The following is a 25,913-nucleotide window of genomic DNA, read 5'->3' on the forward strand; positions in this document are numbered from 1 at the left end:
CCGCTGCCCTCTGGACCGTGCCACGCCATGGAGCCGTCGCGGCGCGGGGCCGTGCCGCGACAGCGAACCGGGGGCCCGGACGTCCGGGCCCCCGGGGGTCACTGCGGGCCGGGAGCCTTCGGCGGCCGCCCCCGGCGCGGGATCGGCGCCGCCCCGCCCGGTAGCCGCCCCGCCTCCGCCAGGGCCCGCCGCAGCAGGAACTCGATCTGCGCGTTCGCGCTGCGCAGTTCGTCCGACGCCCAGCGCGCCAGCGCGTCGTGTACCGCTGGGTCCAGCCGCAGCAGCATCTGCTTGCGCTGCTGCGGCTGTTGCGGCCTGCGCCGCGGTGGTTGCTCGGTCACTGGTAGAGCGTGCCCGTATTGAGGACCGGCTGCACCGCCCGGTCACCGCACAGCACCACCATCAGGTTGCTCACCATGGCCGCCTTCCGTTCCGGGTCGAGCTCGACGATGTCCTGCTCCGCGATCCGGGTGAGCGCCATCTCGACCATGCCGACGGCGCCCTCCACGATCTGCTGCCGGGCCGCGACGACCGCGCCGGCCTGCTGGCGCTGGAGCATCGCGGAGGCGATCTCGGGGGCGTACGCGAGGTGGCTGAAGCGGGACTCGATGATCCGGACGCCCGCCGCCTGCACCCGCGCCGTCAACTCGACGGCCAGCTTCTCGGTGATCTCCTCCGCGTTGCCCCGCAGCGAGAGGCCGCCCTCGTCGTGGGCGTCGTACGGGTACTCGATCGCGATGTGCCGGACCGCCGACTCGGTCTGGGTGGCGACGAACTCCAGGAAGTCGTCGACCTCGAAGAGCGCCTGCGCGGTGTCCTCGACCTTCCAGACGACGATCGCGGCGAGCTCGATCGGGTTGCCGTAGGCGTCGTTGACCTTGAGGACCGCGGTCTCGTGGTTGCGGACCCGGGTGGAGATCTTGCGGCTGGAGGTCAGCGGGTTGATCCAGCGCAGACCGTCGGAGCGGATCGTGCCCACGTACCGGCCGAAGAGCTGGATGACCCGTGCCTCGCCCGGTGCGACCATCTTCACACCGCCCATGCAGAAGAACGAGACGATCGCGAGCAGCACCCCGAGGATGCAGACCGGGATGCCGACGCCGTTGTTCCCGTTCGACCCGACGACGCCGCCGACGATGGCGAGACCGACGCCGACGATCACTCCGATCACCGTCAGCAGCAGGCCGATGCCACCCGCGATGCTGTGCGCCGTCGTCTCCCGGACCTGCGGTTCCGGCATCTGCGGCGCGTCCGGCGTGAGGTCGGCCGACGGCGTGGTGGGTGTGGCCGGGACGTGTGGATCAGTCATGGAATCCCCCGTTTGCGTGGGCTAGCGAAGCGCTAGCAATGTGATTCCACATTAACCCATGTGGCAACCCTGCGCACCTCTCATGAGTCGGTTCCCTTGAAAGCGGGTGCTGATTGTCACGTCCGGAAAAGGGTGGATCGTTGGCTTTCTGTCCTTGCCAACGGTGTTAGCTGGCTGGTCCGGGCTGATCCGGTCGAGCAGAGAAACGGGAGCAACACAGCGATGGGTCGAGCGGATGCGCGACGAGCCCAGCGGCGCGGGTCGCGGCGGGCCGTGAAGAGCGGTGGCATACGCAGACTCTTCACCTGGCGAAAACTACTGGGCGCCGCTCTGGGCGTCTGCCTGCTGGGAATGGGCGCGTTCGCCGTGCTCTACATGGTCGTGCAGGTGCCGGAAGGCAACGCACAGGCCAAGCTCCAGGCCAACGTCTACAAGTACTCCGACGGCACACTGCTGGCCCGCACGGGACAGGTCAACCGGGAGATCGTCAGCCTCGCAGAGGTCCCCAAGGACGTCCAGCGGACCTTCGTGGCCGCCGAGAACAAGTCCTTCTACGACGATCACGGCGTCGACTTCAAGGGCACCGCCCGCGGACTGGTCAACACCGTTTCCGGCAAGGGCAAGCAGGGTGGCTCGACCATCACCCAGCAGTACGTCAAGAACTACTACCTCGACGCCGACCAGACGGTCACCCGGAAGCTCAAAGAGCTGGTCATCTCGCTGAAGGTCGACCAGAAGCGAAGCAAGAGCGAGATCCTCGCCGGGTACATCAACACCAGTTACTACGGCCGCGGCGCCTACGGGATCCAGGCCGCGGCGCAGGCGTACTACGGCAAGGACGCCAAGCAGCTGAACGTCGAGGAGGGCGCCTACCTCGCCGCGCTCCTCCAGGCCCCGAGCCAGTACGACTGGGCCGTCGCCAGCGACAACGGGAAGGCGCTCGTCAAGGAGCGCTGGAACTACGTCCTGGACAACATGGTCGACCAGCACTGGCTGGACGCCGGTGAGCGCCAGGGGATGAAGTTCAAGATCCCGCAGACCCCGAAGCCGGCGGAGGGGCTCTCCGGCCAGAAGGGCTACATCGTCGCCGCGGCGCGCGCGGCGGTGCAGAAGCAGGAGAACATCACCGACGCGCAGTTCGACGCCGGTGGCTGGACGATCACCGTCAACATCGACCGGAAGAAGCAGCAGGAGCTGGAGAAGTCGGTCAAGGCCAAGCTGACCGACAAGCTGGACACCAAGGGGCGCAAGCTCGACCAGGACGTCCAGGCCGGCGCGGTCTCGGTCGACCCGAAGACCGGCGGGGTGCTCGCCATGTACGGCGGACGCGGGCTGACCCAGCACTACATCTCCAACGCCACCCGGCGCGACTACCAGCCCGCCTCCACCTTCAAGCCGGTCATCCTCGCGGCGGCGCTCGACCAGGAGTCGCAGACCCAGGACGACCAGCAGATCACCGCCGACACCCGCTACGACGGCACCAGCAAGCGCCCCGTCGTGGGCAGCGACAGAGCCTTCGCGCCGGAGAACGAGGACGACCAGGACTACGGCCAGGTCACCGTCCAGACCGCGATGAACAAGTCCATCAACTCCGTCTTCGCGCAGATGGGCGTGGACGTCGGGATGGACCGCGTGCTGCAGACCGCGGGCAAACTCGGCATGGATGTGAAGGGGCTCGCTGCGGTGCCGGCCCAGACCCTCGGCTCCATGGGTGCGAGCCCGATGGAGATGGCCGGGGTCTACGCCACCCTCGACAACCACGGCAAGAAGGTCACACCGCAGATCGTGAAGTCGGCCCAGAAGCAGGGCGAGTCACCGATCGAGCTGCCCGACGCGATCGGAGACCAGGTCATCAAGCGCCAGGCCGCGGACTCCGTGACCTCCGTGCTGACCGGTGTGGTCGACGACGGTACGGCCCACGACGCGGTACGCAATGCCGAGGGGCTGTCCGACCAGCAGATCGCGGGCAAGACCGGCACCTCGGACGACAACAAGTCGGCCTGGTTCACCGGCTTCACCCCCCGCATGGTCACGTCGGTGGGCCTCTTCGGTGAGGCCGCCTACGCCCGTACCGGCGACGACGGCAAGAAGATCGGCAAGGGCGCCCAGGTGCCCCTGAAGGGTGCCGGCGGCGGCGGCCGGGTCAACGGTGGCGGCTTCCCCGCCGACATCTGGGCGAGCTTCACCGCCCAGGCGATGGGCGACCCGGGCGAGTTCGACCTGGACACCGACATGGGCGCCGCGGTCACCCCGCCGAGCCCGTCCATCACCCCGAGCACGTCCGCCTCGCCCTCGGACGAGGCCACGCCCTCGCACACGGCGTCCAGCCCGCCCGCCTCGTCCCATCCGCCGAAGGAGAGCACGTCCCCGTCGTCGACGCCGCCCTCCCCGTCGGACGACCCGACGAGCGACCCGCCCCCCGATCCGTCGACCGATCCGGACCCCAGCGACTCGGCGGAGGTACCGGTGGACCCCGGGGGCGACCAGCCGAACAGCGACAACAGCCTGACGCAGTGACGCGCTGACCGGTTGCCGGAAACCCGGAACGCCGAAACGGGCGGGGTACGAGGAGCCTTCCTCGTACCCCGCCCGTTTCGGCGTTCCGACACCCTGCGGGAGCCACGTCCGGGACGGGACCGATCACACCGTCCAGGAGATGGCCGGAAATGTTCGGACCTACTGCCCCCGGGTCGGCATCTCGAACCAGACGACCTTGCCCGTCGACAGGCGCGTCGCACCCCACCGCCGGGCCAGCCGGTTCACCAGGAACAGACCGCGACCGCCCTCGTCCATGTCCCGCGCGCGGCGCTGGCGGGGCAGCTGCGGGGAGTCGTCGCCGACCTCGCAGCGCAGGATGTCGGTCCGCAGCAGCCGCAGCGTCACCGGCCGCTCCGCGTACCGCACGGCGTTGGTCACCACCTCGCTGACCAGCAGCTCCACCGAGTCCGAGAGATCCTCCAGACCCCAGCGGCTGAGCGCGCGGCGGGCCAGCCTGCGGGCCCGGCCGGGGGCCGAGTCCTCCGGCTCCAGGAACCAGTACGCGACGTCGCTCGGCGCGATCCCGTCGAAGCGGGCGGCGAGCAGCGCGATGTCGTCGTCCCGGTCGCCGGGGCCGAGCATGTCCAGCACGTCGTCGCAGAGGGCCTCCAGCGGCGGCGAGTGGTCGGGACCGGTCAGCCGGGCGGTGGTGGCGAGCCGCTCGCGCAGCTGCTCGATGCCCGTCCACACGTCGCGGAGCCGCGATTCGACCAGTCCGTCGGTGTAGAGGAGCAGCGTGGCGCCCGCGGGCGCGTCCAGCTCGACGGCCTCGAAGTCCACTCCGCCCACGCCGATCGGGGCCCCCGGCGGTACCCGCAGCACCTCGGCGCGGCCGCCGAGGTGGAGCAGCACGGGCGGCGGGTGGCCGGCGTTGGCGATGGTGATGCGGTGCGCGACGGGGTCGTACACGGCGTACAGGCAGGTCGCCATGCGGTCGCTGCCGAGCCGCTGGGCCTGCTCGTCGAGGTGGTGCAGCACCTCCTGCGGCGGCAGGTCGAGCCCGGCCAGGGTCTGCGCGGTGGTGCGCAGCTGGCCCATGATCGCGGCGGAGGTCATGGAGTGGCCCATGACGTCGCCCACGACCAGGGCGACCCGGCTGCCGGGCAGCGGGATCGCGTCGTACCAGTCGCCGCCGACCCGGGCCGTCTCCGCGGCCGGCAGATAGCGGGAGGCGAGCCGGACCCCGGTGGGCTGCGGCAGTGAGTCGGGCAGCATGGTGCGCTGGAGCTCGTCCGCGATGTAGGCCTCGCGCCCGTACAGCACGGCCTTGTCGATGCCGAGCGCGGTGTGCGTCGCCAGCTGGGCCGCGACCAGCAGGTCGTTGGCCTCGAACGGCGGGCGCTCGGTGCCGCGCAGGAAGACCGCCGCGCCGATCACCCGGCGCCGGCCGCGCAGCGGGGCCAGGATCGCCCGGTGACCGGACGGCACGGTGCGCCCGGCGCCGAGCAGCTCGGGCAGGGCGGCGCGGGCCGCGGCGGAGTCACCGAAGACCGGCCGCACCCCGCGCAGCACCTCGGCCAGCGCACCGCCGGGCCGGACCTCGCACAGTTCGGCGGCGGGCGTCAGATCGGTCTGCGGATCGATGACGGCCGGCCGGAGCCGCTCGCTCTCCGGCAGCCCGTCGGGGAGTTCGTCGCTCAGCCGCAGCCGGTCGGAGCGGCGCAGCCGCAGCACGAACGGGTGGACGGGGCGCTCGTCGCCGACCGGCAGCGGATCGCGGAGGTAGACGAGTATGGCGTCGGAGAACGTCGGCACGCTGGCCCGGCACAGGCCCAGCACGATCTCGTCCAGATCTATCCCGCGGGCGATCCGGCGGGTCGCGGCACCCACGAAGCGCAGCCGGTCGCCCTCGCGGCGGGCCGCCGCCTGGGGATCGGGGCCGGCCGCCGGGCCCGGTCCGGCAGCGGCCGGACCGGGGCCCTTGGCGGGGCCGGGGATCGCGGAGGCGGCAGCGGCGGCCGCGGAGGCGGCATCCCGCTGCCGGGGCCGGGCGCGTTCCTGCGGCCGGGCGGCGAGTGGCTGCCGGCCTTCGTGGGAGGTGGGGTGCTCCGTCACGCTTGGGGTTCCGTCCGTCCGGGCCGGTTGTATGAGGCAATCACCTTGTGGGGCGCTACTGTGCCCCGGCATGAGCGGCAATAACAACGGCTGACACCGCATGCCCCGCAACGCCGGGCCGAAACCGGACGTCCGCGAACGGCGGCGGTGACAACGTTTTCTGCGGTGGAGCGGCGGACAGTGTGCACGTCTCCACCCCCTCGTAGTGGCTCATGCGATGCGGGCAACTCGTGCGACCCATACGACTGATGCGGTCATGAAACGTGCAACCAGTGCGATGACTCGATGGTTTACGGTCAGCTCGTCTGCGGCGCCAGGGGGGTGGAGTGGACCGTCCGTCCTCGGGACGATCCTACGTTTGCCCCCCTGGGGTGCATCAAGGGTCTCACGACGGCATGGCGGAGGGGGTACGGTCCCAGTCATCCGGAAGCCGGTCCCAGTCGTCCGGAAGTGCGGGAACCCGCCATCGCGGATCGGGCCGCCAGTCCTCCCAGCCGTCCCGGAACGGCGCCCCCCAGTCGCGGATCACGCCGACCGCCGCGCGCCCCGCCTCCCGCACCCGCCGGGCGGTCGCGGGGGTCATCAGGCCGACCCGCTGGGCCTGCGCGAACTCGTCCTCGTCCCGCCAGAGCCAGCTGCGGTCCGGGTAGACCGAGATGTCCAGGAAGTGGTCCTCGGAGTCGATGCCGCCGGCCCAGCGGGTCCGCGGCTCCTCCAGGTTCACGTACCAGCTGCGGAACTCCCAGCCGGGCTCCCAGAACAGCCAGACCGACCAGGGCTCGCCTGGCCGGGCCAGCTTCAGCACCCCGTTGCCCAGCCAGGGCGTGCGGGCGGTGGTGCGCGGCGAGGTGTACCGGGTGGCGAGCGGCTCCGCGTGCACGTCGGTGCCGTCCGCCAGCACCGGCTTCACGCACTCGGTGCCGGGCGCCACCCAGACGGCGAGCAGGTCCTCGGTGTCCTGGGCCACGGTGACGGGCCGGCAGATGTGCACGGGGTTCCGTGCCCCGCCGGGCGCGGGGCCGTGCCGCAGCGGTCCGTTGCCGCGGTAGCGCCACAGGATCTGATCACCCGGCGCCCAGCGCTCGGTCTCTCCGGTACCTGTCATGGAGGGATCTTAGAGGGGCCGGCGACCGGGGGCGGCGCGCGTCATGGGCGGGTCATCCGCAGCACGTCCAGCGCCTCGTCCAGCTGCTCCACGGTGAGGTCCCCGCGTTCGACGTAACCCGAGGCCAGGACCACCTCGCGGATCGTCTTCCGCTCGGCCAGCGACTTCTTGGCGACCTTCGCCGCCTCCTCGTACCCGATGTACTTGTTCAGCGGGGTGACGACGGACGGCGAGGACTCCGCGTACTCCCTGGCCCGCTCCACGTTCGCGGTGATGCCGTCGACCGTGCGGTCCGCGAGCAGCCGGGAGACGTTGGCGAGCAGCCGTACGGACTCCAGCAGGTTCTTCGCGATGACCGGGAGCATCACGTTCAGCTCGAAGTTGCCCGCGGCTCCCGCGGCGGCGACCGTCGCGTCGTTCCCCGTCACCTGGGCGGCGACCATCAGTACCGCCTCGGGAATGACCGGATTGACCTTCCCCGGCATGATCGACGAGCCCGGCTGGAGGTCGGGCAGGCTGATCTCGGCCAGTCCGGTGCGCGGCCCCGAGGCCATCCAGCGCAGGTCGTTGGAGATCTTGGTCAGCGAGACCGCGACCGTACGGAGCTGGCCGGAGGTCTCCACGAGGCCGTCCCGCGCGCCCTGTGCCTCGAAGTGGTCCCGGGCCTCGGTGAGCGGCAGCCCGGTGACGCGGGCGACCTCCGCGATCACCGCGGCCGAGAAGCCGGGCGGGGTGTTGATGCCGGTGCCGACCGCCGTGCCGCCCAGCGGCAGCTCCGCGAGGCGGGGGAGCGAGGCGTACAGCCGCTCGATGCCGTAGCGGATCTGCGCGGCGTACCCGCCGAACTCCTGGCCCAGGGTCACCGGCGTCGCGTCCATCAGGTGCGTGCGGCCCGACTTCACGACCGTCGCGAACTCGGCGGACTTGCGCTCCAGGGCGGCCGCGAGGTGGTCCAGGGCGGGGATCAGCTCGCCGGTCACCGCGCCCGTCGCGGCGATGTGGATGGAGGACGGGAAGACGTCGTTGGAGGACTGCGAGGCGTTCACGTGGTCGTTGGGGTGGACCTCGCGGCCCAGGCGCTCGGTGGCGAGGGTGGCCAGCACCTCGTTGGTGTTCATGTTCGACGAGGTGCCCGAGCCGGTTTGGAAGACGTCGATCGGGAAGTGCGCGTCCCAGCGCCCCTCCGCGACCTCGGCCGCCGCGTCCTGGACGGCCCGCGCGATCTCCGGGTCGAGGACCTTCAGCTCGGCGTTCACCTTGGCGGCGGCGCCCTTGATGCGGGCGAGCGCCTCGATGTGGGCCCGCTCCAGGCGCTGCCCCGAGATCGGGAAGTTCTCCACGGCCCGCTGCGTCTGGGCCCGCCACTTGGCGTCCGCGGGCACCTTCACCTCGCCCATCGAATCGTGCTCGATGCGGTGCTTTCCACCTGTTGTGACGTCGTCCACTCCGGTTCAACCTCCTGAAAAAGATGAGCACTTGTCTTGTTCTATGTATTCCCAAGTCGCCTACCGACCAGTAAATACCGTGGGTAACAACAATCTCGGGAGGCGCAATGAGGCGCACAAGGTTCAGACTCCGCTGTACCGTCGCCGCCGTCGCCGCCACGGCGGCGGCACTGGGCGGGATGGCCGCGACCGCAGGTCCGGCGGCGGCGGCGCAGTCCGCCACCACCACTACCGCATCCACCGCACTCTCGCCCGAACTGGAGGCCATCCGCGCCGCCGAGGCCACCCGGCTGTACGGCGACCCGGCCGAGCGTCCGCTCGCGGACCGCAAGACCGGGCTGATCTCGCTCGGCGACAGCGAGATCTCGGGCGAGGGCGTCGGCACGTACGAGGCGGGCACAAACGGCCCCGACAACTGGTGCCACCGCTCGCCCGACTCCGCCATCCACCGCACCGGCATCCCGGCCGACGTCACGTACAACGTCTCCTGCTCCGGCGCGTACACCGGGAACATCGTCATCGGCGGTTCGAAGCAGTACGCCGACGAACTGGTGCAGAGCGACAACCTCGCCATCAAGGCGCGCAACACCCGCATCAAGATGGTCGTGCTGGTGGCCGGTGCCAATGACGACCTCCAGTTCGGTCCGGTCATGACGGACTGCGTCGAGCGCTGGGTCCTCATCCAGGGCACCTGCGAGCCCAAGTACGACGGCGGCTGGCAGGCCCGTGTCGACGCGCTCGTCCCCAAGGTCGAGAAGACCGTGGGTGACCTGCGCACCGTCATGTCGGACGCGGGGTACGCCGCCGGCGACTACAAGCTGGTCGTCATGGGCTACCCGAGCCCGATCGGACCCGACTTCTACGACAACCCCAACTTCCCCGGCAAGCTTCCCGGCGGCTGCGCCGGATACGACTCCGACGCCGCCTGGGGCCGCAACACCGCCGTTCCCGCCTTCGAGCGCGGTATGCGCAAGGCCGCGGCCGACACCGGAGCCGTCTACCTGGACAACTCCCGGCTCTTCCACGGCCACGAGGTGTGCAGCGAGTCCACCTGGGCCCGCGGCCTCTTCATCGACCTGTCGCACTTCCCGCCGGACTCCAACTCCCTGCGGCAGTCCTTCCACCCGAACGCGGCGGGCCACGGCGCCTTCGCCTCCTGCCTGACCCAGATCTACAACTCCGGCCTGCGCGAGGCGAGCTGCGCCGATCCGGCGAGCACCGGCACCCCCGTGCTGCAGCCCGCCGCCTGGGACGACGTCTTCAAGCCGCTGACCAACGCGTCCACCGGCACCTGCCTGGACGTCCCCGCCTCCGTCACCCGTAACAACACCGGAGTGACCGGCTGGGACTGCCACGGCGGCCGCAACCAGAACTGGTGGTACGACTCGGGCACGAAGACCGTCCGTACGGCGCTGAGCCACGACCGCTGCCTGGACGTACCGGGCGCCGACTACAAGGCGGGCGCCGCCCTCATCCTCTACAACTGCTCGGGCGCGGCCAACCAGCGGTTCGTCCGGCAGTCGGGCACGCTGAGCCCGGCCGCCGCCACGGGGCTGTGCGCGACCCTGGCGGGTGCCCACGACCCGCTGAGGCTCCAGCCCTGCGACGGGAGCGCGAGGCAGCGCTTCGCGTAGACCGAAAGCCCGCGGGTGCGGGGAGGGGCGGCACGCGGCCCCTCCCCGCAGCCCCGGGTCAGCCGGACGTCACGAACGCGCCCAGGATCGCCGCCAGGTGGCCCGGGTCCTGTGCCCCGCACAGCTCGCGGGCCGAGTGCATCGACAGCCCCGGTACCCCCACGTCCACGGTCGGGACACCCAGCCGGGCCGCGGTGAGCGGGCCGATCGACGTGCCGCACGGCATCGCGTTGTTGGAGACGAACGGCTGCCACGGGGCGCCCGCCCGCTCGCAGGCCGCCGCGAACACCGCGATGCCGGTCGAGTCGGTGGCGTAGCGCTGATTGACGTTGACCTTGACCGTGGGGCCGCTGTTGGGCAGCGGGTGGTGGTCCGGGTCGTGCCGCTCCGCGTAGTTGGGGTGCACGGCGTGCGCCATGTCCGCCGAGAGGCAGAAGGCACCGGCCAGCGCCCGCGACCAGTCCTCCGGGCTGCCGCCGCGCGCGGTGACCGAACGGCTCAGGACGCGCTCCAGCAGTGGGCTCTGCGCACCCGTGTCCGAGCCGCTGCCGACCTCCTCGTGGTCGAAGGCCGCCAGGACCGGGATGTACGCGGGCTCCCCGGCCGCCGTCGCCGCACCGGCCAGCGCCGTGACGCCGGCGTGCACCGAGATCAGGTTGTCCAGCCGGGAGGAGACCACGAACTCCTGCTCCGCGCCCAGGTATCCGGGCGGCTGGATGTCGTGGAGCATCAGGTCCCAGCCCAGCACCTCGTCCGGATCGGCCTCCGCCGCCGCCGCGACCCGGCGCAGCAGCGCCCCCTCCTGGACGGCGCCGAGCGACCAGACCGGGGCGATGTGGCGCTGCGGGTCCAGGGCCAGGCCGTCGTTGACGGACCGGTCCAGGTGGATGGCCAGCTGGGGCACCCGCAGGAGCGGTTCGTCGATCTGGACGAGCCGGGAGTCGGTCGTGCCGCCGGGGCCGCGCAGGGCGAGCCGGCCGGAGATGCCCAGGTCCCGGTCGAGCCAGGTGTTGAGCGGGACTCCGCCGTAGATCTCCACCGCGATCTGCCGCCAGCCGGCGGAGCCGGTGTCGGGCGTGGGCTTGATCCGCAGGTTGGGTGAGTCGGTGTGGGTGCCGATGATCCGGAAGGGCGTGTGGGCGGGGGTGCCCTCGGGGGCGTACCAGGCGATCAGCGCGCCGCCCCGGACGACGAAGCTGCCGCCCGTGGTGCCCGTCCAGTCGTCGGTGCCGCGCAGTTCACGGAAGCCGGCCTTCTCCAGCCGCTGGGCGGCGCTCGCCACGGCGTGGTACGGGGAGGGGCTCGCCCTGATGAAGGAGAGCAGATCGTCGACGTGGCTGCGGTGCTGGACCGGCGTCATGCGGTCTCCGCCTTTCCGGTGTGGGACGTGAGGGTGTGCGGACGTGCGGGTGTTCGGGCGTGCGGGCTGGAGGCGAAGGTGTGCGGCCGGGGCGCGGGGCGGTGTCCGCACCGGGCGGTCGGGCGGGACGGTCGGATGGTGCGGGTGCTCCCGCGACGCGGACAACTCACCGCATCGGCCCGGCACCCCGCAAGCCCGGACGGCGGCCCGGTGCGCGAATGCGGCGGTACGGCGCGGGCATCCGCAGCCGGTGGCCCGGACGGCGGCCTCGCACCGACCGCCGCGGAATTGGCTGAATTCAGTCGTACGAGGACCGTCCCGGCGCCGGCCCCGGCAGCCGTACCGTTCCCGATCCCGTCCCCGGCACCGGCAGCCGTACCAGCACCAATCCCCGTCACGGGGACGTCGGGCCGGGCGAGGACGTGCGCAGGCCCGCCACCCGGATCAGGAACACCGCGGCGAACACGATCGCGGCGCCGTGGGACCAGCCGACGACCGTCAGCGGGGTGTAGTGGTCGAGCGCGGCGGCGACCAGGATCATCCCGGCGCCGAACCCGAGATTCTCCACCGTGGCGGAGAGTCCGAAGGCGTGGGCGCGCAGCCCGGCCGGCAGGGTCTGCAGATGTGAGGTGTACGAGACCTCCGTGAGCCCGTCGGCGGCCCCCGCGACCAGCGCGACCGCGGCCGTGGCCACCATCGGGAACCCCGCGAAGGCCAGGACGAACGCCGCCGACATGAGACAGGTGCCCCAGCCGAAGCCCAGCGCCCCGACGGACCGGCCGGTGCGGCGCGCGTACCGCTGGATCAGCTGCTGCACCACGATGTTGCCGAGCGCCCACAGGCACCAGAAGGCGCTGACGAACACGGCGGGGCGCGCGGTGTCCAGCTCGCTGGAGTAGACCGGGAGCGCCGCGTTGTGCGAGGACGAGCCCAGCGCGTCCACACCCCGCAGCGCCACCATCAGCGCCAGACCGGGCGCGGCGGCCAGGGCGGCGAGCGCGGCGGGCCCGCGCCGACGGGCGGGCGCACCGGCCTCCCCCGGTCCGGCGGCGGCCGCCTCGTCCGGCACCCGGCCCCGACTCCCGCCCCCGTCGCGCCGCTTGCCGCCGCCCGGGATGGGGAGCAGGGCCACCGTCACCGCGCAGACCGCGAACGTGGCCGTGTCCACGACGAAGGCGGCGGTGTACCCGACGAGCGAGACGACGACGCCCGCAGACGCGAAACCCGCCACCATGGCCAGCGAACGACCGGTGATCGAAAGAGAGTTGGCCCACGAGCGCCGGTCCTCGCCGACCATCTCGGGAATGGAGCTGCGCAGGGACACCATGAACAGGGTCCCGCAGGAGCCGACCACCACGGATACCGCGACCAGCGCGGCCGTGCGCAGCCCGTCCGGCGCGAGCACCAGCAGCAGCATCACCGACGCCTGCGCGATATTCGTCCAGAGCATCACGCTCTTCGCGGTGAATCGGGCGAGCAGACCACCGGCCGTCAGCCCGGCGGCAAATCCGGACGCCAGTCGCACCGCCATGAACAGCCCCATGGCGAGAGCCCGTCCGGTCGTCTCATAGACGAACAGATTGAGCGCCACCATATTCAGGAAGGTGCCGTACGAGGAGATGGCGTAGCCGGTCACGAGGAATCGATATCGCCGGACTCCGTACCGCGAGTCGGCCGATTCCGCGCTCGGCCGGCTGAGGGTGTTGTCGGGGCCGGGCGTCACCCGTTCATCGTCGCCGAACCGCCGAACTCCCCGCCGTCATCCCTTCTGTACAAAGGTAATCTGCATACTTGTGAAGGACGATCATTCCAGCCCACCGGCATGCGATTGCCGCGAATCGTCGGCGGACGGTTCCGCACCGGGCGGGGCCGGGTCCGGCCCGGAACACCCCTGCGAGAGCGCGCTCGCGACGTACCGGCGCGCACTGGTGGCCGGAAGTCTTCCGCAGGGCGAGGTGGCCGGCTGCCTGCGCGACCTGCATCTGATGGTGGCCGACCGGGGCTCACCGGGATTCATGATCCCCGTACCGCCGGAGACCGCGTCCTACACCGCGCTCGCCCCGCTCCAGGAGGCCCTCCTGGACCGGCGCCGCGCGCTGCGCGCCACCCGCGCCGCGCTCTCGGTCTTCGAGACCCTGTACGCGGATGTGCACCGCAGCGAACAGCCCGCGCTCACCCGGCTGTCCGGGGAGGCCGTCATCAGCAGGGCGCTGGAGGCAGGGGTGGGCGGCTGCCGGGAACAGGTCCGCACCGCGCAGCCCGGCGGCAGCCGCCCGGCGAGCGTGCTCCAGGAGGCGCTGACCAGGGACCTGGGCAATCTGAGGCGGGGCGTCCGGCAGCGGACGATCTACCAGCACACCGTCCGCTCGGACCGTACGACCCTCGCGTACATCGAGCAGGTGACCGCCGCGGGAGCGGAGGTCAGGACGCTCGCGGAGGTGGTCGACCGGGTGATCGTGTGCGACCGGGACCTGGCGTTCGTCCCGTTCTCCGACGAACCGCACCACGCCCTGCGCGTCCAGCACCCGTCACTGGTGCGGTTCCTGGCCCGCGCCTTCGACGAGGCCTGGGCCCGCGCCGTACCGGTCCGCCCGGAGCGGGCGCCGCTGCGCACCCCCGTCGTCACGTCCGACCTGCAGCGCGCCATCCTGCGGGCGGTGGTCAACGGCGAGACGGACGCCTCGATAGCCCGCCGGATCGGGATGAGCCGCCGCAGCGTCGCCGAGCACATGCGGAAGGTCTCCGAGCAGCTCGGCAGCACCAGCCGGGCCCAACTCGGCTACCTGGTCGCGACATCGGGCCTGCTCGACGGCTGAGGGGCGTCGCGGCCGCGACGCCCCTCAGCCTTACGCACTCACGTCAGCCGAGGCCGGGGCCGCGCACCGGGATGCTGGTGAACGTCGGGGCCGGGGCGGGCTCGGTGAAGAAGTCGTTGCCCTTGTCGTCCACGACGACGAACGCCGGGAAGTCCTCGACCTCGATCCGCCAGACCGCCTCCATGCCGAGCTCCTCGTACTCGACGACCTCGACCTTCTTGATGCAGTCCTGCGCGAGGCGCGCCGCGGGGCCGCCGATCGAGCCGAGGTAGAAGCCGCCGTGCGCGTCGCACGCGTCGGTGACCTGCTTGGACCGGTTGCCCTTGGCGAGCATCACCTTGGAGCCGCCGGCCGCCTGGAACTGCGCGACGTAGCTGTCCATCCGGCCGGCGGTCGTCGGACCGAAGGAACCGGAGGCGTACCCCTCGGGCGTCTTCGCCGGACCCGCGTAGTAGACCGGGTGGTCCTTCAGGTACTGCGGCATGTCCTCGCCCGCGTCCAGCCGCTCCTTGATCTTGGCGTGCGCGATGTCGCGCGCCACGACCAGCGGGCCGGTCAGCGAGAGCCGGGTCTTGACCGGGTACTTGGTCAGCTCGGCCAGGATGTCGTCCATCGGGCGGTTGAGGTCGATGCGGACGACGTCACCCGCCTCGTCCAGGTGCTCGTCGGTGGTGTCGGGGAGGAAGCGCGCCGGGTCCTTCTCCAGCTGCTCCAGGAACACGCCCTCCGCGGTGATCTTCGCGGTGGCCTGGCGGTCGGCCGAGCAGGAGACGGCGATCGCGACGGGCAGCGAGGCGCCGTGCCGGGGGAGGCGCACCACGCGCACGTCGTGGCAGAAGTACTTGCCGCCGAACTGCGCCCCGATGCCGATCTTCTGCGTCAGCTCGAAGACCTTCTCCTCCAGCTCCTTGTCCCGGAAGCCGTGACCGGTGGGGGAGCCCTCGGCGGGCAGCTCGTCCAGGTAGTGCGCGGAGGCGTACTTCGCGGTCTTCATCGCGAACTCGGCCGACGTACCGCCGACCACGATCGCCAGGTGGTACGGCGGGCAGGCGGCCGTACCCAGGGAGCGGATCTTCTCCTCCAGGAACTTCATCATGGAGGCCTCGTTGAGGACCGCCTTGGTCTCCTGGAAGAGGAACGACTTGTTGGCCGAGCCGCCGCCCTTCGCCATGAACAGGAACTTGTACGCGCCGCCGTCGGTCGCGTACAGCTCGATCTGGGCCGGGAGGTTGGAGCCGGTGTTCTTCTCGTCCCACATGTTCAGCGGGGCCATCTGCGAGTAGCGCAGGTTGAGCTCGGTGTACGCGTCGAAGATGCCGTGCGACAGCGCCTCCTCGTCACCGCCCTCGGTGAGCACGTTCTGCCCGCGCTTGCCCATGACGATCGCGGTGCCGGTGTCCTGGCACATCGGCAGGACACCGGCGGCGGCGATGTTCGCGTTCTTCAGCAGGTCGAGCGCGACGAACTTGTCGTTGGACGAGGCCTCGGGGTCGTCCACGATCCGCCGCAGCTGCGCCAGGTGCGCGGGCCGCAGGTAGTGCGAGATGTCGTGCATGGCCTCCGCGGCCAGGGTGCGCAGCGCCGCCGGATCGACCTTGAGGAACGTACGGCCGTCGGCCTCGAAGGTGGAGACACCCTCGGAGGTGACCAGACGATACGGCGTGGTGTCCTCTCCCAGGGGGAGCAGATCGGAGTACGCAAACTCTGGCATTACGGCCATTCCTCACTCGGTGACAGCGGCTGCCCTCCCTTGGACAGCGCACCCACCAGGGTAGGACCCCGCGGGAGCGGCGAGCCTGTGAGGTAGGGCTCACCCGTCGGTGCCTCACGCGTCGGGCCTCACGCCCCGCCGTCACCGCCCAAGGCCTAGTCGCGATCTATCGCGTTTGGGTACGCTGGGCCGGTGGACCTCGAAAAGCACCCCCAGCAGCCCACCGCACCGGCGGAACCCGACGTCATCCGCGCCTCGGACGCCGACCGCGACCGGATCGCGGACATCCTGCGGGAAGCCATGGCCGAGGGCCGGCTGACCGCGGAGGAGCACGGCGAGCGGGTCGACGCGGTCTACCGCGCCAAGACCGTCGGTGAACTGGAACCGCTGGTACGGGACCTGCCCGCGCCGGGCGGCGCGGCCGCGAGGCCTGCCGCCGCGCCGTACGCGCACGGCCCCGAGGGGGTGGCGGGCCCGGCCGAGAACCTGATCGCGGTCTTCAGCAGCTCCACCCGCAGGGGGCGTTGGCGGGTCGGCGGCCGGACGAACGCGTTCTCGTTGTTCGGCAGCGTGGAGATCGATCTGACCGAGGCACTTTTCGGACAGCGTCTGACCGTGATCAACGCGACCGCCATCTTCGGAAGTGTCGAGATCCGGGTTCCCGAGAACATCTCGCTGCGCGGCAGCGGAACGGGAATCTTCGGGAATTTCGAAGTCGTGACTCTGGAATCCGGGGATCCGGAGGCGCCCGTGGTGGTGGTCAACGGTTATTCGGTGTTCGGCAGCGTCGAGGCAAAGCCCAAGCGCGGCAAGTTCATTACGGATCTCCAGGACCGGCTGCGCAAACACCTCGGTCACTGACGGAGAGGCGGGCGCGGGAGGAACGGATTTCAGCCGAAATCGCGATCGACCGCAATTCCGTGGACCGGACCTGAGTGCCACTCAGTGCATAGGCGCGCGCACAGCGGGTAGGGAGAGCTGCATCGTCTTCTCGCCCGCGAAGCCGTCGTCAGGAGTGGACCGTGCTGCAACTGCCGCATCAGCCCCTGCAGGTCGCCGCCGTGCCTTCCCAGCGGAATCCCGCTCGGGAGGACCAGGCAGGACCCTGGCATTCGGAGGCGGTGTGCCGCCGGGACGAAGCCGGACTGTTCTTCGCCCCGTCGAAGGAGCCGACCGCTGCCAGGCTCTCGCGCGAGGAGTCCGCGAAGCGGGTCTGCGCGCGCTGTCCGGTGATGGTCGAGTGCCGGGAACACGCCCTGCTCCAGCCCGAGCCGTACGGGGTGTGGGGCGGCCTCACGGCCGCCGAGCGCCGCGTGGCCCTCGCCCGTCGCCGGCGGCGCGAGGCCGAGCTCAAGGCGTCCGGCGCGGCCGGTCACATCGCCGCGGCCGGCTGAGGGCACAACGCATCCGTCCGCACGTGAAGGGGGCGCCCCCACCGCACATGGGGGGCGCCCCCTTCACGTGAACGTGCCGAACGTGCCTACGTCACTTCGCGCGGTCGAAGTCGATCGCGCTGTAGGCCCGCAGCTTCGACAGCCGGTGGGTCGAGTCGATCTTCCGGATGGTGCCCGACTTGGACCGCATCACGATCGACTCGGTGGTCGCCGTCTCCGCGCGGTAGCGCACACCGCGCATGAGTTCGCCGTCCGTGATGCCCGTCGCCACGAAGAACACGTTGTCCCCGCTGACCAGGTCGTCCGTGGACAGCACCCGGTCCAGGTCGTGCCCGGCGTCCAGCGCGCGCTGGCGCTCGGCCGCGTCCTTCGGCCAGAGCTTGCCCTGGATGACACCGCCGAGGCACTTTATGGCGCAGGCCGAGATGATTCCCTCGGGCGTGCCGCCGATCCCCATCAGCAGGTCGACACCGGTGTCGTCGCGGGCGGCCATGATCGAGCCCGCGACATCCCCGTCGGAGATGAACTTGATCCGTGCGCCGGTCTCCCGGATCTCCTTGACGATGCCCTCGTGGCGCGGGCGGTCCAGGATGACGACGGTGACGTCCTGCGGGGTGGAGTTCTTCGCCTTCGCGACCCGGCGGATGTTCACCGAGACGGGCGCGTTGATGTCGACGAAGTCGGCCGCCTCCGGCCCGGTGACCAGCTTGTCCATGTAGAAGACCGCGGACGGGTCGAACATCGCGCCCCGGTCGGCGGCGGCCAGTACGGCGATCGCGTTCGGCATGCCCTTGGCGTTCAGGGTCGTGCCGTCGATCGGGTCGACGGCGATGTCGACCTCGGCGCCGGTGCCGTCGCCGACCCGTTCGCCGTTGAACAGCATGGGGGCCTCGTCCTTCTCGCCCTCACCGATGACGACGATGCCGTTCATCGACACGGTGGAGACGAGGGTCCGCATGGCCTTCACGGCGGCGCCGTCGGCGCCGATCTTGTCCCCGCGGCCGACCCAGCGCCCGGCGGCCATGGCGGCCGCCTCTGTGACCCGGACGAGCTCCAGGGCGAGGTTGCGGTCGGGGGCCTCCGGGGAGACCTCCAGCTGGGACGGCAGATGATGCTCGGACATCGGAGCGCACCTTTCTGTACGACGACGACCGGATGAGGGTGATGTGACTCTATCGTCAGGTCGATAAAATGAGCAGACCGGGTCACTTATGAGCGGGCGCCCCCGATTCGGCCGAGCGGGGGCTGATGCGACGATGGACCCGTGGCAAGCAAGCGAGGCAAGCAGACAGTGCGGGACATGTTCCTGTCGTTGGCGGTGATCGCCGCGGTGGCGGGGGTCGTCTACATCTTCGTCCCGCACGACGAGAAGGCCGATCCGGTCAAGGCGGTCGACTACCGGGTCGAGCTCCTGACCGCGCGGCGCGCGGCTCCCTACCCGGTGGCGGCCCCCAGTGGTCTGGCGCAGAAGTGGAAGCCGACCTCCGTCAGTTACGAGCGCGAGGCCGGCAACAGCTGGCACCTGGGCTTCCTCGATCCGGACGGCGGGTACGTCGCGGTGGAGCAGTCCACGTCCCCGGCGAAGAAGTACATCACCGACGTCAGCCAGGACGCGAAGAACACCGGCCGCACCCAGCAGGTCGCCGGTGAGGCCTGGCAGCACTGGGAGGGCCCGAAGTACGACGCCCTCGTACGTGAGGGCAAGGGGTCGACCACGGTCGTCACCGGCTCCGCGTCGCCGGAGCGGCTGGCGGAGATGGCGGCGGCGCTCAAGACCTCCTGACGCCCTTCGGGGCGGGGCGTGCGGAAACGGGAAAGTCGCTGGAGAACGGGAAAGTCCCTGGAGCGGGTGCTCCAGGGACTTTCCCGTGTGCCTCGGCCGGAAGGGGTTCGGCCGGAAGTGTTCAGCCGGTGCGGCTCAGACGCTCTTGATGACCTCGTCGTAGGCCAGACGCGGCAGACGCGGGAACCAGGCGTCGTCGCCCGGCTTGCCGATGTTGACGACCATCAGCACGTTGTGGTCGCCGTCCAGGAACTCCTTCTCGATGCCCGCGGCGTCGTAGCCGGTCATCGGGCCGGCGGCCAGGCCGGCGGCGCGGACGCCGATGATGAAGTAGGCGGCCTGCAGCGCGCCGTTCAGCGCGGCGGCGGACTCGCGGACCGGGCGCTCGGAGAAGAACGCGTCCTTGGCCTGCGGGAAGTGCGGCAGCAGCGCCGGGAGCTCCTCGTGGAACTCGTTGTCGGTGGCCAGGATCGCGACCAGCGGAGCGGTCGAGGTCTTGGGCTGGTTGCCCTCCGCCATGTGCTGGACGAGGCGCGCGCGGGCGTCGTCCGAGCGGACGAGGATGACGCGCAGCGGCGACTGGTTGAACGCGGTCGGGCCGTACTTGACCAGGTCGTAGATCGCCTGGACCTGCTCCTCGGTCACCGGCTCGTCGGTGAAGGTGTTGGCGGTGCGGGCCTCACGGAAGAGGAGGTCCTGGGCGGCGGGGTCAAGAACGAGGGACATCTTGCGTATTACCTTCCGGACGTACACGGGGGTCGAACGACATCGATCACCGTACGGGAGAGGTAGGTTAACTTTCAACTAAAACGGGAACGGAGTGATTCACTCCACAGCGAGTGCCGACTGCTCCGCGCCTCATGCCCAGCCCCAGCCCCGCGCCCCGCGCCGCCGCAGGGTCGGACTCAGCCCGCGTCGGCCGCCGTGCCGCCTTCGGCGCCGTTGTCGTCCCCGGGAGCGGCGGGCCCCGCCAGCGCCGCGTCCAGCCGGGCGCGCGCGCCCTCCAGCCAGTGGCGGCACACCTTCGCCAGCTCCTCGCCCCGCTCCCACAGGGCCAGGGACTCCTCCAGGCTCGTCCCGCCGGCCTCCAGCCGGCGCACCACCTCGATCAGCTCGTCGCGCGCCTGCTCGTACCCGAGCGTGCCCGTGGCCGCAGCCGCCGTCGTCCCGTCGTCCGTCATGTGATCCACCCTATGCGTCGGCATGTCCGTCCATCCCGGCCCCGGCCGGCCTCCGGGGCGCTGTCCGTCGGCCCCGGAGGGTGTCGCTCACCCGTCGACCCGCACCACGAACTCGCCCCCGGACACCCGGGCCCGCAGCGCGTCCCCGGCCGCCCCGGCGTCGGCGGGGTCGCGCACCACGTGCCCGTCCGCCCGCTGGAGCACCGCGTAGCCGCGTTCCAGGGTCGCCGCGGGCGACAGCGCGACCACCCGGGCCCTGGTGTGGGCGAGCTCCGAGTCCGCGCGGTCCAGCAGATGCCCCAGCACCCGCCGCCCGCGCCCGATCAGCGCGTCGATCTCCGCCGCGCGCTCGTCCACCATCCGCTGCGGACGCTCCATCGAGGGCCGCCCCAGCGCGTGCGCCAGACCCCGCTCCTCCCGGTCGAGCAGCCCCCGTACCGTCCGCAGCGCCCGGTCCCGCAGCTGCTGCACCCGGTCCAGCTCCTCGCTCACGTCGGGCACGATGCGCTTCGCCGCGTCCGTCGGGGTGGAGGCCCGTACATCCGCGACCAGGTCGAGGAGGGGGGAGTCCGGCTCGTGCCCGATGGCCGAGACCACCGGGGTGCGGCACGCCGCGACCGTACGGATCAGCTGCTCGTCCGAGAACGGCAGCAGGTCCTCCACGCTGCCCCCGCCGCGCGCCACGACGATCACGTCGACCTCCGGGAGCGCGTCCAGCTCCTGCACCGCCTGGACCAACTGATTCACCGCGTGCACCCCCTGCACGGCGGTGTTGCGGACCTCGAAGCGGACCGCGGGCCAGCGGCGCCGGGTGTTCTCCAGGACATCGCGCTCCGCCGCGGAGGCGCGGCCGCAGACGAGCCCGATCAGCTGCGGCAGGAAGGGCAGCGGCTTCTTGCGGTCCAGGGCGAAGAGGCCCTCCCGGGCCAGTGACTTCTTCAGCTGCTCCAGCCGGACCAGCAGCTCGCCGATGCCGACCGGCCGTATCTCCGTGGCGCGCAGCGAGAGCTGCCCGCGGGGCGCGTACCACTCGGGCTTCGCCAGGACGACGACCCGCGCCCCCTCGGTGACCACGTCCGCGATCCGGTCGAAGACCTGCCGGAAGCACGTCACGCTCACCGAGATGTCGTGCGAGGGGTCGCGCAGCGTCAGGAACACCACTCCGGCACCCGGGCGCCGCGACAGCTGGGTGATCTGCCCCTCGACCCAGACGGCACCGAGCCGGTCGATCCAGCCGCCGATGAGCCGTGACACGTCACCGACGGGCAGCGGAGCTTCCGGTGATGTTTGGAGAGCCATGTGAGCGAGCGTATCCGGCACCACCGACAGCCGGCCGGTCCCGCGGCGACAGCCCCGCCCTCAGCCCGCCGCCCGGCGCCCGCGCTGCACCAGGAGCACCGCGAGCCCCACCACGAACCAGCACGCCCCCACCACCTGCGCGCTCGACGTCGCCTCCACGATCACCGCGATCAGCACACCCGCGCCCACCACCGGGATCAGGACGTGCCGCCACCAGCTCGGCGCACCCTCCCTCCGGCGCACCACGAACCAGCCGACCACCGAGGCGTGCAGCAGCACGAACGCGGTCAGCGCGCCCACGTCCACGACCGACACCAGATGGTCGAGGCCGTCGTCGCGCCGGGCCGCCCAGACCGCCGCCACCAGCGTCACGACCGCCGCGATCAGGATCGCGATCCGGGGCACGCCCGAGCGCGGATCGACCTTGGACAGCAGCGCGGGCAGCCGGCGCTCCCGGGCCATCGCGAACAGCAGCCGGCCCGCGGCCGCCTGCCCGGCCAGCGCCGCGAACGCCGCCCCGATCGCCTTGCTGACCGCCACCAGATCGTGCAGCCAGGACCCGACCGCGGAGTCCACCGTGTCGTAGAAGGCCGAGCCCTGGGCGACCGGATCGGCGGCCAGCTCCGCCGACGTCATCGGCTCCAGCAGCGCCGCCAGATACGCCTGCGCCACAAACAGGAACCCCGCCAGCACCAGGCAGAACAACAGCGCCCGCGCCACCTTCGCCGAACCGCCCGTCACCTCCTCCGCGAACGTGGCGATGGCGTCGAAGCCCAGGTACGACAGCACGGCCACGGACACCGCGCCCAGCACCGCGGAGGCGGAGAACCCCGCGTCGCCGTTGAGCGGCGTCAGCCAGCCGCGCTGCGCCCCGTCCTGCACGAGCACCACCACGGCGGACACCAGGAACACCAGCAGCACCACGATCTCCATGGCGAGCACCGCGAAGCCGACCCGGGCCGCCGCCCGTACGCCCCAGAGGTTCAGCAGCGTCGTGAGGACCACCGCCAGCGCGGTCCACACCCACCGCGACACCTCGGGCACCAGCGAGTTCATCGCGATCCCGGAGAAGAGATAGGCGACGGCGGGGATGAGCAGGTAGTCGAGCATCGCCATCCACCCCGCGATGAACCCCGGCCCCTCCCCGAGCCCCTTGCGCGCGTACGCGAACACCGAACCCGCCAGCGGAGCGACCCGCACCATCTGGGCGTAGCTGAAAGCGGTGAACGCCATCACCACGGTCGCCGTGATGTAGACCAGCGCCACCGCGCCGTGCGATTTCGCGTCGAGCGTGCCGAAGACGCCGACCGGGGCCATCGGGGCGATGAACAGCAGCCCGTAGACCACCAGATCCCGGAACCCCAGCGTCCGCCGCAGCCCCGCCCGGTCCGCGGTGCTGCCACTGGTGGAATCCGTACCGCTGCCGGCCATGGGTCCTCCGTTGTAGGCGTGATGATCAGTCTCCCGACCCCGTCGGCCCCGCGCCTGTTCGGTACGGCCTAACGGCCTCCCCCGCGGCAGGGAGCGGGCTCCCGGCGCTCTGCGGCTCCGCTCTCTGCCGCGGAGGAGGCCGTTACGATGGGACGCATGACTGCTACGACACCCCGACGCGTCCTGCTCGCCGCTCCCCGTGGCTACTGCGCGGGCGTGGACCGTGCCGTGATCGCCGTGGAGAAGGCTCTGGAGCAGTACGGCTCACCGGTCTACGTGCGCCACGAGATCGTCCACAACAAATACGTCGTGCAGACGCTGGAGAAGAAGGGCGCGATCTTCGTCGAGGAGACCGCGGAGGTCCCCGAGGGCTCGATCGTGATGTTCTCCGCGCACGGCGTCGCGCCGACCGTGCACGACGAGGCCGCCGAACGGAAGCTCGCCACGATCGACGCGACCTGCCCGCTGGTCACCAAGGTCCACAAGGAGGCCGTCCGCTTCGCGCAGGACGACTTCGACATCCTCCTCATCGGCCACGAGGGCCACGAGGAGGTCATCGGCACCTCCGGCGAGGCCCCGGACCACATCACGCTGGTCGACGGCCCCGAGGACGTCGCCAACGTCGAGGTGCGCGACCCGTCCCGGGTCGTCTGGCTCTCCCAGACCACGCTCTCGGTCGACGAGACGATGGAGACCGTCGGCGCGCTCAAGGAGAAGTTCCCGCTCCTGATCTCGCCGCCCAGCGACGACATCTGCTACGCCACGCAGAACCGCCAGATCGCGGTGAAGCAGATGGGCGCGGACGCCGACCTGGTGATCGTCGTCGGCTCCAAGAACTCCTCCAACTCGGTCCGGCTGGTCGAGGTCGCCCTCGGCGCGGGCGCGGGCGACTCGCACCTGGTGGACTCCGCCGACGAGATCGACGAGGCCTGGCTGGACGGCGTCTCCACGGTCGGCGTCACCTCCGGCGCGTCCGTCCCGGAGGTGCTGGTCGACGGTGTGCTGGCCTGGTTGTCCGAGCGGGGCTTCGAGGACGTGGAGATCGTGAAGGCGGCCGAGGAGTCGATCATCTTCTCGCTGCCCAAGGAGCTCCGCCGGGACCTGCGCGCGGAGGCGGCGGCCCTGTCGGCCGAGTGAGCCGACTCCTGCCCCTCCTGTTTCCGCACCGGTTTCCGCACCGTTTCCGCACCGGTTTCCGCTCCGGGAAGTGAGTGGGGCCCGGTGCCCGTACCGTGGATCACATGGAGATCTTCGGCGTGGACATCGGCGGATCCGGGATCAAGGGTGCTCCCGTGGACCTGGACCGCGGAGACCTGGCGCGGGAGCGCCACAAAGTACTCACACCGCACCCGGCCACACCCGATGACGTGGCCGGGTGCGTGGCCGAGGTGGTCGGGCATTTCGACTGGTCGGGCCCGGTGGGCATCACGTTCCCGGGCGTGGTCACCAGCGGCGTCACCCGGTCCGCGGCCAATGTCGACAAGGGCTGGATCGACCTGGACGCCCGCACGCTGCTCAGCGACAAGCTCGGCCTGCCGGTCACCGTACTGAACGACGCGGACGCGGCCGGCATCGCGGAGATGACCTTCGGCGCCGGGCGCGGCCGCAAGGGCACGGTGATCGTGCTGACGCTCGGTACGGGTATCGGCAGCGCGCTCTTCATCGACGGCAGGCTCGTGCCCAACACCGAGCTCGGCCATCTGGAGCTGAACGGCCACGACGCGGAGAAGCACGCCTCGACGAAGGCCAAGGAGGACGAGGACCTGAGCTGGCACCACTGGGCGCACCGGGTGCAGAAGTACCTGGTCCACGTGGAGATGCTGTTCTCGCCCGAACTGTTCATCATCGGCGGCGGTGTCAGCCGCAAGGCCGACAAGTTCCTGCCGCTGATCGAGCACGTACGGGCCGAAATGGTGCCGGCGGAGCTCCAGAACAACGCCGGCATCGTGGGCGCGGCCATGGCGGCAACGGGAAGCTGAGGGCCGCTCCCGGGCGTTTCCGTCCCGGGCCGCCGCGCCTGCGCGCAGCCTCCGGTCGCCCCGCCCGCGCCCCGTCCGGGTCAGCGCTGCCGACGCCGGGGCGCCTGACCGGCGGCCCGGGGCGCCTGCGCCGCGGCTCGCGGCGCCTGCCCAGCGGCTCGCGATGCCTGCCCAGCGGCACGGGGCGTCTGCCCTGCGGCCCTGGGGGACTGCGGCTGCTGCTGGCCGCCCGCCCGCGCGGTCTGTGCGGCCAGCAGCATCCGCCGCTGCCGGGCCCGCATCAGCCGGACCTTGCGTACGGTCGCGATGAGCCCGGCGACGAGCGTGCCGCCGTACAGCCAGCCGGCGTGGACGGCGAGCGCGGTGACGACGGCCATCATGCGCCCGCCGAAGCCGCCCGTGCCGCCCGAGACCGGGATGATCCCGACGGCGAACGCGATCGGCACGCTGATCGGTGCGGTCACCAGGTCCGCCGGGCGCACCCAGAACGCGGTCAGCGCGCTGACCGGCAGGAACAGCACACCGAACACGACGGCCGAACCGTCGAACAGCAGCCAGTCCGCACAGGCCAGCACGAACATGGTGGCGGCCGCGAAGAGCCCGGCGCCGATACCCGTCAGCCGGGGGTTCGGCAGCCGCCGCAGGGCGAGCACGGCGGGCGGCACCGGGCGTGCCCGGCCCGCGGGTGTGCTCATCACCCGATAGACGGCGGCGCTCTCGCCGACCGCTCCCTTCGCTCCGTTGGCTACGTTGGCTCCCTTGGTCCCGAGCGGGGACAGCGGGGCCTGCTGAGTCTGGCTGCGCTGCGGGGGACGTGTCCTGTGCTGCTCCACCGGGACAACGTAGGTCGCCGGGCGGCAGTAATCACGTGCG

General features: G+C 71.3%; 22 protein-coding genes. 8 read left to right on the forward strand and 14 right to left on the reverse strand.

Annotated features, from left to right (window positions below; translation table 11 throughout):
• Positions 1-98 precede the first annotated feature (98 nt).
• Both OG892_RS26200 and OG892_RS26205 read right to left on the reverse strand, forming a co-directional pair.
• On the reverse strand, positions 99-287 hold the full coding sequence (locus OG892_RS26200) for a hypothetical protein (RefSeq protein WP_371631687.1): 189 nt from the start codon (positions 285-287) through the stop codon (positions 99-101).
• A gap of 50 nt (positions 288-337) precedes the next feature.
• Positions 338-1,309 (reverse strand): SPFH domain-containing protein, encoded by a 972-nt coding sequence (locus OG892_RS26205; RefSeq protein ID WP_073736699.1) that lies wholly within the window; start codon positions 1,307-1,309, stop codon positions 338-340.
• 222 nt (positions 1,310-1,531) lie between these two features.
• On the opposite strand from OG892_RS26205, the gene OG892_RS26210 reads away from it, so the two are divergent.
• Entirely contained in the window at positions 1,532-3,826 is a 2,295-nt protein-coding gene (locus OG892_RS26210; protein WP_371630440.1) for a transglycosylase domain-containing protein, read from the forward strand.
• Positions 3,827-3,985: 159 nt separating this feature from the next.
• Here OG892_RS26210 and OG892_RS26215 read toward each other — a convergent pair whose 3' ends face one another.
• The 3 genes from OG892_RS26215 to OG892_RS26225 all read right to left on the reverse strand — a co-directional run bounded on the left by OG892_RS26215 (position 3,986) and on the right by OG892_RS26225 (position 8,452).
• The gene (locus OG892_RS26215; protein WP_073736697.1) at positions 3,986-5,902 is read right to left on the reverse strand and encodes an ATP-binding SpoIIE family protein phosphatase; all 1,917 of its coding nucleotides are present in this window, start codon (positions 5,900-5,902) and stop codon (positions 3,986-3,988) included.
• Positions 5,903-6,287: 385 nt separating this feature from the next.
• The gene (locus tag OG892_RS26220) at positions 6,288-7,007 is read right to left on the reverse strand and encodes a DUF402 domain-containing protein (protein WP_073736696.1); all 720 of its coding nucleotides are present in this window, start codon (positions 7,005-7,007) and stop codon (positions 6,288-6,290) included.
• 41 nt (positions 7,008-7,048) lie between these two features.
• A complete protein-coding gene (locus OG892_RS26225; protein WP_073736695.1) occupies positions 7,049-8,452 on the reverse strand; it encodes an aspartate ammonia-lyase in 1,404 nt (467 codons plus the stop codon).
• Positions 8,453-8,559: 107 nt separating this feature from the next.
• On the opposite strand from OG892_RS26225, the gene OG892_RS26230 reads away from it, so the two are divergent.
• Entirely contained in the window at positions 8,560-10,086 is a 1,527-nt protein-coding gene (locus OG892_RS26230) for a ricin-type beta-trefoil lectin domain protein (RefSeq protein WP_328865573.1), read from the forward strand.
• A 58-nt stretch (positions 10,087-10,144) separates the two neighbouring features.
• Here OG892_RS26230 and OG892_RS26235 read toward each other — a convergent pair whose 3' ends face one another.
• The gene (locus OG892_RS26235; protein ID WP_371630441.1) at positions 10,145-11,446 is read right to left on the reverse strand and encodes a M18 family aminopeptidase; all 1,302 of its coding nucleotides are present in this window, start codon (positions 11,444-11,446) and stop codon (positions 10,145-10,147) included.
• A 394-nt stretch (positions 11,447-11,840) separates the two neighbouring features.
• Positions 11,841-13,082, reverse strand: a complete 1,242-nt coding sequence (locus OG892_RS26240; protein WP_371630442.1) for an MFS transporter — start codon at positions 13,080-13,082, stop codon at positions 11,841-11,843.
• Positions 13,083-13,239: 157 nt separating this feature from the next.
• On the opposite strand from OG892_RS26240, the gene OG892_RS26245 reads away from it, so the two are divergent.
• Positions 13,240-14,262 carry a LuxR C-terminal-related transcriptional regulator gene (locus OG892_RS26245; RefSeq protein ID WP_073736692.1) on the forward strand — a complete coding sequence of 341 codons (1,023 nt, stop codon included), beginning with the start codon at positions 13,240-13,242 and terminating at the stop codon, positions 14,260-14,262.
• Positions 14,263-14,305: 43 nt separating this feature from the next.
• Here the strand turns inward: OG892_RS26245 and OG892_RS26250 are convergent, their stop codons facing one another.
• Positions 14,306-15,973 carry a fumarate hydratase gene (locus tag OG892_RS26250; protein ID WP_073736691.1) on the reverse strand — a complete coding sequence of 556 codons (1,668 nt, stop codon included), beginning with the start codon at positions 15,971-15,973 and terminating at the stop codon, positions 14,306-14,308.
• 192 nt (positions 15,974-16,165) lie between these two features.
• Here OG892_RS26250 and OG892_RS26255 point away from each other — a divergent pair, with 192 nt between their 5' ends.
• Positions 16,166-16,834 (forward strand): DUF1707 domain-containing protein, encoded by a 669-nt coding sequence (locus OG892_RS26255; protein ID WP_073736690.1) that lies wholly within the window; start codon positions 16,166-16,168, stop codon positions 16,832-16,834.
• 161 nt (positions 16,835-16,995) lie between these two features.
• The gene (locus tag OG892_RS26260; protein WP_024488802.1) at positions 16,996-17,367 is read left to right on the forward strand and encodes a WhiB family transcriptional regulator; all 372 of its coding nucleotides are present in this window, start codon (positions 16,996-16,998) and stop codon (positions 17,365-17,367) included.
• Positions 17,368-17,458: 91 nt separating this feature from the next.
• On the opposite strand, the gene glpX is transcribed toward OG892_RS26260, so the two are convergent.
• Entirely contained in the window at positions 17,459-18,490 is a 1,032-nt protein-coding gene (gene glpX, locus OG892_RS26265; RefSeq protein WP_073736689.1) for a class II fructose-bisphosphatase, read from the reverse strand.
• A 141-nt stretch (positions 18,491-18,631) separates the two neighbouring features.
• Here glpX and OG892_RS26270 point away from each other — a divergent pair, with 141 nt between their 5' ends.
• Positions 18,632-19,150, forward strand: a complete 519-nt coding sequence (locus OG892_RS26270; RefSeq protein ID WP_328695719.1) for a DUF4245 domain-containing protein — start codon at positions 18,632-18,634, stop codon at positions 19,148-19,150.
• A gap of 135 nt (positions 19,151-19,285) precedes the next feature.
• Here the strand turns inward: OG892_RS26270 and OG892_RS26275 are convergent, their stop codons facing one another.
• The 4 genes from OG892_RS26275 to OG892_RS26290 all read right to left on the reverse strand — a co-directional run bounded on the left by OG892_RS26275 (position 19,286) and on the right by OG892_RS26290 (position 23,061).
• Positions 19,286-19,876, reverse strand: coding sequence for a malonic semialdehyde reductase (locus OG892_RS26275; RefSeq protein ID WP_073736687.1), 591 nt, complete (start codon positions 19,874-19,876; stop codon positions 19,286-19,288).
• Between the two features lie 179 nt (positions 19,877-20,055).
• The gene (locus OG892_RS26280) at positions 20,056-20,331 is read right to left on the reverse strand and encodes an exodeoxyribonuclease VII small subunit (protein WP_328695718.1); all 276 of its coding nucleotides are present in this window, start codon (positions 20,329-20,331) and stop codon (positions 20,056-20,058) included.
• A gap of 87 nt (positions 20,332-20,418) precedes the next feature.
• A complete protein-coding gene (gene xseA, locus OG892_RS26285; RefSeq protein ID WP_371630443.1) occupies positions 20,419-21,630 on the reverse strand; it encodes an exodeoxyribonuclease VII large subunit in 1,212 nt (403 codons plus the stop codon).
• A 60-nt stretch (positions 21,631-21,690) separates the two neighbouring features.
• Positions 21,691-23,061 (reverse strand): APC family permease, encoded by a 1,371-nt coding sequence (locus OG892_RS26290; protein ID WP_328865568.1) that lies wholly within the window; start codon positions 23,059-23,061, stop codon positions 21,691-21,693.
• A gap of 147 nt (positions 23,062-23,208) precedes the next feature.
• Between OG892_RS26290 and OG892_RS26295 the strand changes: the two genes are divergently transcribed.
• Positions 23,209-24,198: a 4-hydroxy-3-methylbut-2-enyl diphosphate reductase gene (locus OG892_RS26295; RefSeq protein ID WP_185092206.1), complete on the forward strand. Its 990-nt coding sequence runs from the start codon at positions 23,209-23,211 to the stop codon at positions 24,196-24,198.
• Positions 24,199-24,302: 104 nt separating this feature from the next.
• Positions 24,303-25,040: a polyphosphate--glucose phosphotransferase gene (gene ppgK / locus OG892_RS26300; protein WP_073736683.1), complete on the forward strand. Its 738-nt coding sequence runs from the start codon at positions 24,303-24,305 to the stop codon at positions 25,038-25,040.
• 80 nt (positions 25,041-25,120) lie between these two features.
• Here ppgK and OG892_RS26305 read toward each other — a convergent pair whose 3' ends face one another.
• Positions 25,121-25,735, reverse strand: a complete 615-nt coding sequence (locus OG892_RS26305; protein ID WP_328868371.1) for a DUF6542 domain-containing protein — start codon at positions 25,733-25,735, stop codon at positions 25,121-25,123.
• Positions 25,736-25,913: the final 178 nt, after the last annotated feature.

It is taken from the genome of Streptomyces sp. NBC_00341 (assembly GCF_041435055.1).
Lineage (GTDB): Bacteria > Actinomycetota > Actinomycetes > Streptomycetales > Streptomycetaceae > Streptomyces.